We start from the raw sequence: 14201 nt of genomic DNA, 5'->3' as shown, positions 1-14201 counted from the left end.
CCGCGCCGGCATGGACGAGAACCGGCGCAAAAATCGCCGCTGATACAATTGGAGCGATCGCGCGCGGCCGGTGCTGCGCGCCCGCCAGCCTTCCATTTCCGGGCAAGCCATGAACCGCATCGCCGATCCGCGTCCATCGTCCTCCCCCGCCGCAGCGGCTGCCGACGGCGTGGATACCAGCTACACGCTGGAAGACAAGTACACCCGTACCGACGGCCGCATCTACCTGTCCGGCGTGCAGGCGCTGGTGCGGCTGCCGCTGATGCAGCAGCTGCGCGACCGCGCCGCCGGGCTGAACACCGGCGGCTTCGTCAGCGGCTACCGCGGCAGCCCGCTGGGCGGGTTCGACCTGGAACTGTGGCGCGCGCGCAAGCACCTGGACGCGGCCAACGTGGTGTTCAAGCCCGGGCTCAACGAGGACCTGGGCGCGACCATGGTCTGGGGCACGCAGCAGACCAACCTGTTCCCCGGCGCGCGCGTGGATGGCGTGTACGCCATGTGGTACGGCAAGGGCCCGGGCGTGGACCGTTGCGGCGACGTGTTCAAGCACGGCAACGCCGCCGGTACCTCGCGCCACGGCGGCGTGCTGGCGCTGGCCGCCGACGACCATGCCTGCCGCAGCTCGACCCTGCCGCACGGCTCGGAGGACGAGTTCGTCAGCGCGATGATGCCGGTGCTCAATCCGGCCGGGGTGCAGGACATCCTCGACATGGGCCTGCTCGGCTGGGCGATGAGCCGCTACACCGGGCGCTGGATCGGCTTCAAGACCATCGCCGAGACGGTCGAATCCTCGGCCTCGGTGCAGGTGGACCCGTTCGCGCGGCAGATCGTGTTGCCGGAGGATTTCGAACTGCCGCCGGGCGGCCTCAACATCCGCTGGCCGGATCCGCCGCTGGACCAGGAAATGCGCCTGCACCGTTACGCGGTGCGCGCCGCGCAGGCCTTCGCCCGCGCCAACGGCATCGACCGCACGGTGATGGACGCGCCGCAGGCGCGGCTGGGCATCGTCACCACCGGCAAGAGCTACCTGGACGCGCTGCAGGCGCTGGAGTACCTGGGCCTGGACGCGGACGCCTGCGCGCGCATCGGCATCCGCGTGTACAAGGTCGGCATGACCTGGCCGCTGGAGCCGCTGGGCATCGCCGCGTTCGCGCGTGGGTTGCAGGACATCGTCGTGGTGGAGGAGAAGAAGGCCTTCATCGAGCGGCAGATGAAGGAGCAGTTCTACAACTGGCCGCCCAGCGCCGGCCCGCGCCCGAGCATCGTCGGCAAGTACGACGAGGCCGGCGAATGGATCCTGCCGTCCACCGGCGAACTGACCCCGGCCACCATCGCCGGGGTGATCGGCAAGCGCATCCTGCGCCTGCCGCAGTCGGCCGCGCTCGACACCGCGTCGATCGAGCAGCGCTTGCGCTGGATGGACGCCAAGGAAGCGGAGATGGCGCTGCCGCGCGCCAACTTCCCGCGCGTGCCGCACTACTGCTCCGGCTGTCCGCACAACACCTCCACGGTGGTGCCGGAGGGGTCGCGGGCGATGGCCGGCATCGGCTGCCACTACATGGTGACGTGGATGGACCGCGCCACCGACACCTTCACCCACATGGGCGGCGAAGGCGTCACCTGGGCCGGGCAGGCGCCGTTCACCGACACCCCGCACGTGTTCCAGAACCTGGGCGACGGCACCTACTTCCACAGCGGCTCGCTGGCGATCCGCCAGTCGATCGCCGCCGGGGTCAACATCACCTACAAGATCCTCTACAACGACGCGGTGGCGATGACCGGCGGGCAGCCGGTGGACGGCACCCTCAGCGTGCCCGACATCGCCCGGCAGATGCGCGCCGAAGGCGTGCACACCATCGCCCTGGTCAGCGACGACATCGGCAAGTGGACGCGGCGCCGCGAGCTGTTCCCCAGCGACGTGGAGTTCCACGACCGCAGCGAGCTGGACGCGGTGCAGCGGCGCCTGCGCGAGGTCAAGGGCACCAGCGTGCTGATCTACGACCAGACCTGCGCCACCGAGAAGCGGCGCCGGCGCAAGCGCGGCAAGCTGGCCGATCCGCCCAAGCGCGTGCTGGTCAACTCGCTGGTCTGCGAAGGCTGCGGCGATTGCGGCGAGAAGAGCTTCTGCGTGTCGGTGCTGCCGAAGGAGACCGAATACGGGCGCAAGCGCCAGATCGACCAGTCCAGCTGCAACAAGGACTACTCCTGCGTGTCCGGGTTCTGCCCCAGCTTCGTCACCGTGCATGGCGGGCAACCGCGCAAGGGCCGCAAGGCCGACGCCGCGGCGCTGCTGGCGCAACTGCCGGCACCGACCTTCCGCAGCGACCTGAGCCAGCCCTGGAACATCCTCATCACCGGCGTCGGCGGCACCGGTGTGGTCACCATCGGCGCGCTGCTGGGCATGGCCGGGCACCTGGAAGGCAAGGGCGCCAGCGTGCTCGACCAGACCGGCCTGGCGCAGAAGGGCGGCGCGGTCACCACGCATATCCGCATTGCGCGGCAACCGGAGGACCTGCACGCGGTGCGCATCGCCGCCGGCGAGGCCGACCTGGTGCTGGGCTGCGACATGGTGGTGGTCAACGACTACTGGGCGCTGTCGAAGGTGCGCGGCGACCGCTCGCAGGTGGTGCTGAACAGCTACGAGGCGATGCCCGGCACCTTCACCACGCATCCGGACATGCAGTTCCCGGCGGCCGAGATCATCGCCGGCGTGCGCCTGGCATTGGGCGGGCGCGATCCGCTGCTGCTCGACGCCACGCAACTGGCCACCGCCCTGCTCGGCGACGCCATCGCCAGCAACCTGTTCATGCTCGGCTACGCCTGGCAGCAGGGCCTGGTGCCGCTGTCGCATGCGGCGCTGATGCGCGCGATCGAGCTCAACGGCGCGGCGGTGGCGATGAACCAGCAGGCCTTCGCTTGGGGCCGCCTGGCGGCGCTGGACCTGCCGGCGGTGCAGCGCGCGGCCGGCCTGCCCGACCCGGCCGCGGCCGAGCGCGACGGCCAGGCGCCGGGCCTGCAGCAACTGCCGCCAGGCGAGTGGGAAGGCCACGAGGCCGGCGCCAGCGCCGCGCCGCGCAATCCGTCCAACCCGCGTCCGCCGCGCGAGCTGCCGGCGGCCGCCGACAGCGGCGAGGCCGGGCACGCGCCGCTGGACGACAGCCGCCTGTCGCGCTCGCTGCACGAGTTGATCGCGCGCCGCCATGCCTGCCTGGTCGATTACCAGGACGCCGCCTACGCCGCGCGCTACACCGCGCTGGTGGAACGCGTGCGTGCCGCCGAGCAGCGCGTCGCCCCGGCCTCGACCGCGCTGACCGAAGCGGTGGCGCGCTACGCGTTCAAGCTGATGGCCTACAAGGACGAGTACGAAGTGGCGCGGCTGTACACCAGCGGTGCGTTCGCGCAGCAGGTGCAGGCGCAGTTCGAAGGCGACTACCGCCTGCGCTTCCACCTGGCGCCGCCGCTGCTGGCGAAGAAGGACGCGCAGGGACGGCTGCGCAAGCGCGAATACGGCCCGTGGATGTTCACTGCGTTCAAGTGGCTGGCCAAGCTGCGCCGGCTGCGCGGCGGCGCCTTCGACGTGTTCGGCTACAGCGCCGAGCGGCGCGGCGAACGGCAGTTGATCGTGGACTACGTCGCCACCGTGGACGAACTGCTGCAGCGGCTGCAGGCGGACAACCTGGCGCTGGCGGTGCAGATCGCCAGCATCCCGGAACACATCCGCGGCTATGGCCACGTCAAGGAAGCGCACCTGCACGACGCCAAGCAGCGCGAAGCGCGGCTGCTGGCGACCTGGCGCAATCCGAAGGCGCTGCATATCGTGCAGGCGGCCTGAGGCAGCCAGGCGCATTGGCATCGCCGTGGGGGGCGGTGCCGGTACGTGGCGCGATGACGCAGGCCAAGGGATGCTTGGTGTGCGGCGTAGAAGCGTCGCGGCTGAAGCCGCTCCTGCAACACCATCATCCGCTTTGCGTAGGAGCGGCTTCAGCCGCGACCTCGGATGTCGTCATCGCGCCGGACTGCCGAATGACTTCCGGGGAACATCTTTGGACCACTGCCCGTGTGGCAAGGTCGCGTGGTCCTGATTCTCAGGTACCGGCAACACCGCGCGTCGGGACTGAAGTCCCTCCCACAGAAAACATTCCCACATACGGCGCAGCGGCCGCGCGCATGCGGCCGCTGCGTCGAAGGAAGCCGCGATTCAATCGGGCGCCGCTGGCGGCATCCCGACCGAACGCGCGGCGACATCAGACCCGCGGATCGGGCGGATTGCCGCGGCCGGGGCGATCGTAGCGATCCGAATCGAAGGCTTCGCGCACGGCGGCCTTGGCCTGCGCCCAGCTCAGCCGCGAGCGGTCCTTGACGCGTTCCCAGCCGCTTTCCAGATCCGATTCCAGGCGGTCGTCCCAGACGCGGTCGCGGTAGCGGCTGCGCGCCTGCACGCCGTAGCGGTAGGCCGGGCGGTAGTCGTCGTAGCTGCTGTCGGTCCCGCGGTAATCCACGCTGTCGAAGCGCTCGGCATAGTAGCGGTCGCTGTCCTCGTAGGTGCGGTAGGTGGCGTCGGCGCGCTGCCAGGAATCGCGTGCGGCCAGCCGCGCCTCGTCCCATTCCAGGCGCGAGTCGCCGCGGCGCTTGCCCCAGTCGTGCGACAGTTCGCGCTCGTGTTCGTCCCAGCTGCGCGAGGGATCCTGCTCGCGCGCCTGCAGGCCCAGGCCATAGGCCGCGGCGTAGTCGCGGTCGTAGTCGTAATCGGCCTTGGCGTAGTCGCGGTTGCGGTACTCCTCGCGCCAGTACGCGTCCTCGCCGGTGGGGTCGATGCGCTCGGCCACGCCCTTGCCCGCCGCCGCGCCGGCGACCACGCCGACCGCCGCGCCGATCAAGGTGCCGAGCGGCCCGAACACGGTGCCGGCCAGCGCGCCCGCGGCCACGCCGCCGGCGGTGCCCCCGATGCCGACCCCGACCGGATGCGAGCCCGGCGTACCGGAGATCGGGTCGCGATTGAGATCGCGGGCTTTGTCGTTGTTGTCCATGAGAACGCTCCGTCGCGAATGAAGGAAGCACCGGCCGCAGGCACGTCTGGCGGCGGCGGGTGTCGGCGCACAGTGGCAAGCGCGCGGTGAATCCGCCGTGGCATCGCGGTGAATTCGCCATGAGGGAGGCGGTGCGCCATCGTCACCTGGACGCAACACGTGGACGTCAGGGCGGTGGCATGGCATTGCCCGGCCTCGACGCAGCGGGATCTCCGCGGCTTCGTCAGCGAGCGGCGATCAGGCACAACATCGCGACGACATTGCTGACGCCCTCAGATCGGGCGTTCCAACACGTTGCTGTGCAGCATGGCAATAAGCAGCCATCCGTACCGCCGCAGCCGGCATTGCGCGTGATCCACGACGCATCGCGGGCCACCACGCGGTGCAAGACAAACCGCGTCCGCACACCGCGGTGGATGTGTGTCGACATGCGTACGCGGCGATGACGACGCCAGGCGTTCGCACACGCCCTGGCCGGATACGCGGCCGCGGCCGGCCGCGCCTACCCGCGGCGCCAGACCAGGCAGCGGTTATTGGCCGGCATCGCCACATCCTCCTGCAACACCAGGCCCTGCGCCCGCGCCAGCGCGTCCACCGCCTCGGCATCGCGGATGCCGCTGGCCGGGTCGCGCGTCTTCAGCCATGCGTCGAAGTCGCGGTTGCTGTCGCTGGTGAAGACGCCGCCGTAGTTGAACGGCCCGTACGCCACCAGCATGCCGTCGGCGCTGTCGGCCAGCAGCCGGCCGACGCCGGCGAAGAACGCCTGCACCGCGTCCCAGCCCATGATGTGCAGGGTATTGGCGGTGAACACCGCATCGTAGCCGGCGCGCGGCCACGGCCCCTCGCGCACGTCCAGCGCCAGCGCCGGCGGCGTGTTCGGCAGGCCCGCGGCCGCCAGCCACTGCGCGACGCCGGGCAGATGCTCGGCGCGCTCGCTGCATTGCCAGGTCAGCTGCGGCAGCGCCGCGGCGAAATGCACCGCGTGCTGGCCGGTACCGCTGCCGATCTCCAGCACCCGGCGGCGGTCGGCGAAGTGCCGGTGCAGCACCTGCAGGATCGGATCCCGATTGCGGTCGCAGGAAGGGGCGTAGGGTCGATCGCTCATCGTGTCGTGCACCCGTGCGCGCCGAAGCAGACCAGGGCGCCGCGGCACGGCGCGCGTGGCGGCGGCTGCGGGTTCATCCGCGCGAGCGCACGAAGATGCGCTTGCCGCCGCCCTCGTTGCCGCGCTCCTCCAGTTCGAAGTGCGCCGACAGCCGGCGCAGCAGGTCGCTGAGCTTCTTGTGCCCGTACAGGCGCGGATCGAAATCCGGACGCACCTTGTTCAGATAGCCGCCGACGCTGCCGAGTCCGGCCCAGCCCTGGTCGTCGGAGGCTTCCTCGATGGCCTGGCGCAGCAGGGTCAGCGGCGCCGCCGCCTTGGTCTCGGTCGGTACCGGCGCCGGCTCCGGTTTCGCCGGTGTCGCGGCCGGCTTCTTGCGGCCCTTGGCCGCCGGCTTGGCGGCCGCGGCGGCAGGCTTGGCCGGCTCGGCGGCGCTGGCCTCGCTGCGCAGCACTTCGGTGTAGATGAACTTGTCGCAGGCCTGCACGAACGCGTCCGGGGTCTTGCGCTCGCCGAAGCCGTACACGGTCGGCCCTTCCTCGCGCAGGCGCTGCGCCAGGCGGGTGAAGTCGCTGTCGCTGGAGACCAGGCAGAACCCATCGAAGCGGCCGGTGTAGAGCAGGTCCATCGCGTCGATGATCAGCGAACTGTCGGTGGCGTTCTTGCCGCTGGTATAGGCGAACTGCTGTACCGGGCTGATCGAGTGCTTCAGCAGCGCCTGCTTCCACTGGGTCATGCGCGTGCTGGTGAAATCGCCGTAGATACGCTTGACGCTGGCCACGCCGTACTTGGCGACCTCGGCGAGCAGGCCTGCGATCACCGACGGCTGCGCGTTGTCGGCGTCGATCAGCACCGCCAGCCGCGGCTGGTCGTCGTCGCTGTCGGAACGGTGGCGGGTTTTCATGGCGTGCACCTGCGGCAAAGAGATTGAAAGAAGCGTCGCAACACCCGCCACTGTGCCAGCGCGCGCACGCCGCGGCCAGCACGATATGGCACCGGCGCGGCTCAGCGCCCCGCCGGCAAGGCCTCGTAGGCCTGGCGCACCGCCGCCTCGCCGTAGCGGCGCTCCAGCCGGCGCACGATGAAGTGGCCGCGCGCCATCGCCTGGAAGTGCGAGATGAACACCGTGTTGAGCAGCGCGCCGCTGGCCGCGCCGACCAGCGGCACCGCCTGCGCCGCCAGCTTCTCGCTGACCGTGACCGAGAACTTGGCGGCGATGCGCGACAGCAGCGACACCAGCACCGGCGCGCCCTTGCTGCCCAGGCCGTGCGCGGCGATGTACTGCGCCGCGGCGCTGAGCTGCTGCGCCATCGCCGCGCGCACCGCGAAGTAGCCCGATTCGCTGCCGTCGTCGCGATGGCTGCGGCCGCCATGCGCCAGCACCTCCAGGCAAGCCAGGGCAGTGGCCGGGTCATCCAGGCGCTCGCCCTCGGCGCGGGCGATATCGGCGATGGAGCGCAGCATCAGCGTGGTGGTCACGGGCAACTCCACCACCAGCCCGGGCAGGCCGAAGAAGCCGCCGGCGGCGCCGGTCGCCGCCACCGCGGCACCGTGCAGGCGCGGGCGCGCGCGCTCCGGCGCCTGCGCACGCAGGGTCAGCAGCGCCGAGCGCAGCGCCACCCGCAGCGCGCGCTGGCTGACCGCATCGATGCGCGAGGACAACGGCTTGGGGATGCGCTTGCTGATCAGCGCCTCGATCGGCGCGCCCACCGCATTGGCGATCTTCGCGGCCAGGCCCGGGTGTTCCAGCAGTGCGCGCGCCTGGGCCAGGTCGCGGTGGTCGGCGGCGTCCATCACGGGAACGGGCAGTAGCGAGGTCATGGCCGAAGCTCGTGGCGAGGGAGGCGACAGCATGCACCGGGCGGCAGCGGCGTGGTGTCGAGGGCCGATGACCGGTGCGGGACGTTCAGGAACCGACCGTGCCTGCGCGCCTAGATCCGCTCCAGCGCGCGCTGGTGGGTGCGCGGCCCGAACCGGCCCACCACCGCGGCGGCCAGCACCAGGCTGGCGGCGATGAAGCCCAGCACGCCGCGGTGGCCGCTGCGCTCCAGCAGCACGCCGATCAGCAGGCTGCTGGCGGCGGTGGACAGACGGCTGAAGGAATAGCAGAAGCCCACCGCGCGGGCGCGCAGCGCGGTAGGGAACAGTTCGGCCTGGTAGCCGTGGTAGGCGAAGCTCATCCAGGCATTGCAGAAGGTCACCGCCGCACCGCAGGCGATCAGCGGCAGCGGCTGGTGCTGCCAGGCGAACAGCAGGCCGAACAGCACCGCGCCCAGGGCCGACGCCACCACCTGCCACTTGTTTTCCCAGCGCTGCGCCACCCTCAGCAGCAGCAGCGGCGCCAGCGGATAGGCCAGCGAGATGGCGAAGGCGTAGCCAAGCCCGTGCACGCTGTCGGCGCCCTGCCGCGCCAGCAGTGCCGGCAACCAGTTGCCGAAGCCGAAGAAGCCGATCGCCTGGAAGATGTGGAAGGCCACCAGCATCGCCATGCGCCGCCGGTACGGCGCCTGCCACAGCAGGGACAGTCTCGGCGTCGCCACGGCCGACGTCGGCTCCGGCTCCGGCGCCGGCAGCGGCCGCCCAAGGTCGGCGGCGCAGCGCGCCTCCAGCCGCTGCAGCACCGCGTCGGCGTCGGCATGCCGGCCCCGCGTGGCCAGCCAGCGCGGCGACTCCGGCAGGCGGCTGCGCAGCCACCATACCGCCAGCGCGAAGCCGCCACTGAGCAACGCCACCCAGCGCCAGCCGCTCACGCCCAGCGGCGCGTGCGGCACCAGCGCCCAGGCGCTCAGCGCCACCGCCGGCACCGCCAGGAACTGCACGCAGAACGCCAGCGCGAACGCCGCGCCGCGCATCTGCCGCGGCACCATTTCCGACAGGTAGGTGTCGATGGTGACCAGTTCGATCCCCAGGCCGATGCCGACCACGCCGCGCCACAGGATCACCCCCAGCGCGCTGTGCTGCAGGCCCATCGCCACGGTGGCCACGCTGTACCAGAGCAGCGCGAAGGAGAACACCGCGCGGCGCCCGAAGCGATCGACCAGCGGGCTGAGCAGGCTCGCCCCGAGGAACAGGCCCAGGAACGTCGCCGAGGCGAACGCCGCCTGGTCGGCGATGCCGAACACCCCGGCCGCGCCCTCGGCGAAGATCCCGTCGCGCAGCAGGCCGGGGCTGAGGTAGGCGGTCTGGAACAGGTCGTACAGTTCGAAGAAGCCGCCCAGCGCCAGCAGCGCGACCAGGCGCCACAGGGTCCGGGTCGGCGGCAGGCGTTCCAGGCGCGCCGCGACCAGGGCGACGGGATCGGAGGCGGCAACGGCGGCATCGCGCATGCGGACAGGTCCTGGGGGAAGGAAACGCGCCGCGGCATGCTGCACGATCCGCCGGCGCGCGCGCCACCGCCACGGGCGAAAACTGCCGACCGTGCCGCGTTGGCGTTCAGCCGGATGCAGGGTTCGTCGCCGCAGGTCGGTGCGGGCAGCGCGTCGGCGCAGCAACCGGCTGTCCTGTTCGCGCCCGGGCACGAACACGCGCTGGCGAAACGCACAGGTCCGCGGATCGGTGCGCTGCAGGTCGTCGTCGCGGCACAGGCGACGCACGGGCACCGCGCATCACCTGCTTCCGCGACACTCAAGCCGGAGGCCGCCTGCCCTGGTAGGAGCGGCTTCAGCCGCGACGGGCGTTCCCGGGAATGCCAATCGCGGCTGAAGCCGCTCCTACGGGACGCGTCCCCGCAGTGATGCAAGGTGCCCGCCAAGCACTCCGTGCGCGCCTTCCAGGCGGACGCATCGCAGCGGGTGCGGGCGTTTGCTACGGTAGCCGCGCCGCCATCGGGGGAAGGCCATCGACATGTTCAGGACACTCGCAACGCTGGCGCTGCTGGCGTCCGCCGGGCTGGCCGCAGCGCAGGCGCCGGGCACGCGCAGCTACGCCAACCCGATCGACCTGGATTACCGCTACAACTTCGAGCAACTCAACGAAGGCATCTCCTATCGCACCGGCGCCGACCCGGTGTTCGTGCGCTTCGGCGATGCCTACTACCTGTTCCAGACCCTGGCCGACGGCTACTGGCGCTCCAGCAACCTGCTCGACTGGCAGTTCGTGACGCCCAGCCGCTGGCCGTTCGAGAGCATCGTCGCGCCGGCAGTGGTCGCCGACGGCGACCGGTTGGTGATCATGCAGTCGGCCTTCGAACCGCGCCCGCTGCTGCAGACCCGCGACCCGGCCAGCGGCAAACTCGACTTCCTGACCCGGCTGCTGCCCAAGCTGCCGCGCGCCCAGCCGATCGGCACCGAAATGAAGGGCCGGCCGCTCAGCGACGTGCCGCCCGGCCCCTGGGACCCGGACCTGTTCATCGACGACGACGGCCAGTGGTACCTGTACTGGGGGTCGTCGGACCGCTACCCGCTGTACGGCATCGCCATGGACCGCAGCGCGCAAGGGGTCGCCTTCCGCGGCGTACCGACGCCGCTGCTCGCGCTTGACCCGGCGCGGCACGGCTGGGAGCGCTTCGGCCCCGACCACCGCGGCGCCCGCTTCCCCGACGGCAGCCCGATCGGCAGTTACCTGGAAGGCGCGTGGATGACCAAGACCGGCGGCCGCTACTACCTGCAGTACGGCGCACCGGGCAGCGAGTACAACGCCTACGCCAACGGCGTGTACGTCGGCGAGCATCCGCTCGGCCCCTTCACCTACGCCGCCTACAACCCGGTGGCGTACAAGCCCGGCGGCTTCATGCAGGGCGCCGGCCACGGCTCCACCTTCCAGGACATGCACGGCAACTGGTGGAACAGCGGCACCGCCTGGATCGGCGCCAACTGGACCTTCGAACGGCGCATCGTGCTGTTCCCCGCCGCGTTCTCCGCCGACGGGCAGATGCGCGTGTCCACCCGCTTCGGCGATTTCCCGCACTGGATGCCGGAAGGCCCGGTGGCCGACCCGGAGGCGCTGTTCACCGGCTGGATGCTGCTGTCCTACCGCAAACCGTCCAGCGCCTCGTCGACGCTGGACGGCTTCGCCGCCGACCGCGCCACCGACGAGGACCCACGCAGCTACTGGGTGGCTGCGCGCAACGCACCGGGCGAGACCCTCACCGTCGACCTGGGCGGAGAGCGCAGCGTGCGCGCGGTGCAGGTCAACTTCGCCGACTACCGCGCCGGCCGCTACGGCGATGCGCCGGACATCTACACCGCGTTCCGGCTGCAGCATTCGCGCGACGGCCGCCATTGGCTGCCGCTGGCCGAGGTCGGCGACGGCGCCGACCGCCGCGACCGGCCCAACGCCTACCTGCAACTGCCCGCGCCGGTGCGCACCCGCTACCTCCGCTACGTGCACGGCCACGTCGGCGCCGCCCATCTGGCGATCAGCGACCTGCGCGTGTTCGGCAACGCCGACGGCGCCCCGCCGCCGGCACCCACCGGCGTCGCCGCGCGCCGCGATGCCGACCGCCGCAATGCCCATGTGCAGTGGCAGGCGGTGCCCGGCGCCGTCGGCTACAACGTGCGCTGGGGCCTGCGCGCCGACCGCCTCACCCTCACCTACCAGGTGTTCGCCGACCGCGGCACCGACCTGGAGATCCGCGCGCTGAACGTCGACCAGGACTACGTGTTCGCCGTCGAAGCCTTCGACGAACGCGGTGTCTCCCCGCTGAGCGCCCCCATCGCCGTGCCATGAAGCCATCACCGCCCTTCCCGTATGCTTGGCGCCACCTCGACCGCGCGCCGCGATGCGGCGTGCGGGAGGATCGGCTGCCGATCGAAGGAGAAGGACGATGCACCAGCACCAGGGACCCCAGGGCCAGCGCCGGCTGCGCGCATGGCTGATCGCCGCGGTGATCGCCGGCGTGTGCGGCAACGCCGCCGCGCAGCAGATCGACCCGCGCGATGCGCAACTGCAGCAACAGCAGCGCCTGCTGCAGCAGCAGGCCGAACAGATCCAGCGGATGCGGCAGCAACTGCAGCAGATGCCGCCGCCCGGCGCCGGGCCCGATGCCCCGCGCGATGGCCTGTCCGCCACCTACCACGATTGCCGCAAGCAGGCGCAGGGCCTGGACGAGAGCCGCCGCTGCATCCAGCGCGAGCAACGCGTGCAGCAGGAACGCCTGGACCGCGCCTACGACAGGCTGCGCTACCGCCTCAGCGGCAGCGACCGCTCCCGGCTGATGGATGCGCAGTACACCTGGCAGCAGTCCAACGCCCAGGCCGCGGACCTGGACAGGGCACTCGGCGCCCGCGGCCAGGAGGCGGGCCTGCAAAGCGCCGAAGCCAGCCTGCGCCGGATCAGCTCCCGCGCCGACGAACTGGAAGGCTATACGCGCGGCGGGCGTTGAGGACAGCTACGGTTTAGGCAAACTACCGGACGATACGTGACAAGCGCACTGCGCTGGCGATTGTCCGGGCAGCGAGGCCACTGTTAGGTTTTTTCCAACGCGTTGCACGGAGGCAGGACATGCCAGGCATGGAAAGGCGGGATCCGATTCGCAAGCGGAGCGCGCTGACACAACTGCCGCACGGATGCCCTCCATCCGCGCTTCGATGGTCCGCTGCACGCCGGTTGGCCACACGGTGCTTCGGCGCCTTGTCCGCTGTCGCGCTGGGTGCCGCAGCCGCAGCAGTGCCGCCCCTGCCATCGGGTGCGGATTTGCTGGCGTTGCAGCGCGACGCGCTGCGCCCGAGCTATTCTCAGTGCCTCGCCAAGGCGACGCAGCAGGACGCGCGGGAACGCTGCGTCGACGAGGAGTTCGTCTATCAGGACAGCGAGTTGAACCGGGTCTACCGCGCCCGCATGGCGGCCCTTCCTTCCGGAAAGGAACGCGCGGCGTTACAAGGTGCACAGCGCCAATGGATCGCGCAGATCTACCAGGACCGTTGCAAGCTGCCGGAGCAGGCAAGCCCGGCGATGCGCCTGGATGCGAAGCAATGCAGATTGGCCACGACGATCAGCCGACTGCGCCAACTGAACGATCCGCGGTTCGTCGCGACGGCCAGCGCCGCCAAGCCAATGGCGCCGTTGCGGGATGCGACCTCGGTGGCGAAGGCGTTCACCGCCGTGGGGCTGCCGGATGCTGCGGGACAGGTCGCCTTCTCGCTGGGGGATCTAAGCCTACAGATCGAAGACGCACATTGTCGCGACACTGGCGGGCTGCTACTGCGCTGCGCGCCCGCGATGGTCGTGGTGCAGCGCCCGGCGGGCAAGCAGTCCATTCCCGTCCCGTCGCTGGTCTTTTTGAACAAGACAGCGGACCGGCAGGATTATGTCGCCGCCTACCGCGGCCCCATCGCTCAACAGGATGAACAGAGCGAGGGCCTGCGCTATACCGCGATCGTGTCGGACATCAATGGTGACGGCTACGACGATCTGCTGTTGTGGACCGACTTTTCCGGCCCCCTCGGCGCGCCCGCCTACACCTATTATTTGTTCGACCCAAAGACTCGGCGCTTTGTGAAAAGTGAGAAGCTCGCGCAGGCCACGCGCGGCCTCACACTCTCCGGGATCAGCGGCACAACCCTGCACCTGTGGTCCGAACAAGGACAGTGCAAGCGCACCATGGTCGCGATTGCATTGCGTGGAACGACACCGACACGGCAGTCCAGCAAGGCCATCGATTCCTGCAAATAGCCAGGCCAGTGCGGCGTTACGACAGCAAGGTGCAAAGAGACAAGGACATCCCATGAGCGACGGATACGGCAAGCAAAACGCGGGATTCGGACTGACACGCGAACAATCGGTCGACCTGATCGTCCGCAGCTGCCTGGATCACGGTGTCACCGACACCCGGCAGATCGCGTATGTGCTGGCGACAGCTCAGCACGAATCCAGAGACTTCCAGGCACCTGAAGAGGACTGGGGGCGAAAGCAGGCAGTGACGCTGTCCTATCACGGTGGCGAAGCCTATTACGGCCGCGGCTATGCGCATCTCACCCATGTCGAGTTGTACGAAAAGCTCGGCGAGAAGGCCGGGCTAGGCCGCGAACTCGTGCAATCGCCAGGCCGGGCCGCGGAACCTGCCATTGCGACGAAGATCCTCGTCGCTGACACGGCACCCGCCGATGGCGTCGCGACATCGGACCCTGCAGTCT

At 70.4% G+C, this 14201-nt stretch carries 10 protein-coding genes; 5 read left to right on the top strand and 5 right to left on the bottom strand.

What is annotated here, in order from left to right:
• Positions 1-109 precede the first annotated feature (109 nt).
• On the top strand, positions 110-3832 hold the full coding sequence (locus AC1PME_RS00825; RefSeq protein WP_481097013.1) for an indolepyruvate ferredoxin oxidoreductase family protein: 3723 nt from the start codon (positions 110-112) through the stop codon (positions 3830-3832).
• A gap of 412 nt (positions 3833-4244) precedes the next feature.
• On the opposite strand, the gene AC1PME_RS00820 is transcribed toward AC1PME_RS00825, so the two are convergent.
• The 5 genes from AC1PME_RS00820 to AC1PME_RS00800 all read right to left on the bottom strand — a co-directional run bounded on the left by AC1PME_RS00820 (position 4245) and on the right by AC1PME_RS00800 (position 9455).
• Complete coding sequence (locus AC1PME_RS00820) at positions 4245-5027, bottom strand: hypothetical protein (RefSeq protein ID WP_481097012.1); 783 nt, start codon at positions 5025-5027, stop codon at positions 4245-4247.
• A gap of 502 nt (positions 5028-5529) precedes the next feature.
• A complete protein-coding gene (locus AC1PME_RS00815) occupies positions 5530-6132 on the bottom strand; it encodes a DUF938 domain-containing protein (protein WP_481097011.1) in 603 nt (200 codons plus the stop codon).
• A 73-nt stretch (positions 6133-6205) separates the two neighbouring features.
• A complete protein-coding gene (locus AC1PME_RS00810; protein ID WP_481097010.1) occupies positions 6206-7033 on the bottom strand; it encodes an NYN domain-containing protein in 828 nt (275 codons plus the stop codon).
• Between the two features lie 101 nt (positions 7034-7134).
• A complete protein-coding gene (locus AC1PME_RS00805) occupies positions 7135-7950 on the bottom strand; it encodes an EcsC family protein (RefSeq protein WP_254459844.1) in 816 nt (271 codons plus the stop codon).
• 110 nt (positions 7951-8060) lie between these two features.
• Positions 8061-9455, bottom strand: a complete 1395-nt coding sequence (locus AC1PME_RS00800) for an MFS transporter (RefSeq protein WP_481097009.1) — start codon at positions 9453-9455, stop codon at positions 8061-8063.
• Positions 9456-9491: 36 nt separating this feature from the next.
• On the opposite strand from AC1PME_RS00800, the gene AC1PME_RS00795 reads away from it, so the two are divergent.
• The 4 genes from AC1PME_RS00795 (at position 9492) to AC1PME_RS00780 (ending at position 13740) form a co-directional block, all read left to right on the top strand.
• Entirely contained in the window at positions 9492-9863 is a 372-nt protein-coding gene (locus tag AC1PME_RS00795) for a hypothetical protein (protein ID WP_481097008.1), read from the top strand.
• Positions 9864-9972: 109 nt separating this feature from the next.
• Entirely contained in the window at positions 9973-11796 is a 1824-nt protein-coding gene (locus AC1PME_RS00790) for a family 43 glycosylhydrolase (protein ID WP_481097007.1), read from the top strand.
• A 97-nt stretch (positions 11797-11893) separates the two neighbouring features.
• A complete protein-coding gene (locus tag AC1PME_RS00785; protein ID WP_481097006.1) occupies positions 11894-12451 on the top strand; it encodes a lysozyme inhibitor LprI family protein in 558 nt (185 codons plus the stop codon).
• A 248-nt stretch (positions 12452-12699) separates the two neighbouring features.
• Positions 12700-13740, top strand: coding sequence for a lysozyme inhibitor LprI family protein (locus AC1PME_RS00780; RefSeq protein ID WP_481097005.1), 1041 nt, complete (start codon positions 12700-12702; stop codon positions 13738-13740).
• The last annotated feature ends 461 nt before the right edge of the window (positions 13741-14201 follow it).

It is taken from the genome of Xanthomonas sp. NCPPB 901, assembly GCF_056725085.1.
Note: the sequence above shows the minus strand (reverse complement) of the source record. Positions and strands in the feature narration are given on the sequence as shown.

Coding starts and splice junctions, on each gene's coding strand:
- AC1PME_RS00810 (WP_481097010.1), bottom strand. CDS start 7,033: ATGAAAACCCGCCACCGTTCCGACAGCGACGACGACCAGCCGCGGCTG.
- AC1PME_RS00795 (WP_481097008.1), top strand. CDS start 9,492: ATGCTGCACGATCCGCCGGCGCGCGCGCCACCGCCACGGGCGAAAACT.
- AC1PME_RS00785 (WP_481097006.1), top strand. CDS start 11,894: ATGCACCAGCACCAGGGACCCCAGGGCCAGCGCCGGCTGCGCGCATGG.
- AC1PME_RS00790 (WP_481097007.1), top strand. CDS start 9,973: ATGTTCAGGACACTCGCAACGCTGGCGCTGCTGGCGTCCGCCGGGCTG.
- AC1PME_RS00820 (WP_481097012.1), bottom strand. CDS start 5,027: ATGGACAACAACGACAAAGCCCGCGATCTCAATCGCGACCCGATCTCC.
- AC1PME_RS00825 (WP_481097013.1), top strand. CDS start 110: ATGAACCGCATCGCCGATCCGCGTCCATCGTCCTCCCCCGCCGCAGCG.
- AC1PME_RS00800 (WP_481097009.1), bottom strand. CDS start 9,455: ATGCGCGATGCCGCCGTTGCCGCCTCCGATCCCGTCGCCCTGGTCGCG.
- AC1PME_RS00805 (WP_254459844.1), bottom strand. CDS start 7,950: ATGACCTCGCTACTGCCCGTTCCCGTGATGGACGCCGCCGACCACCGC.
- AC1PME_RS00815 (WP_481097011.1), bottom strand. CDS start 6,132: ATGAGCGATCGACCCTACGCCCCTTCCTGCGACCGCAATCGGGATCCG.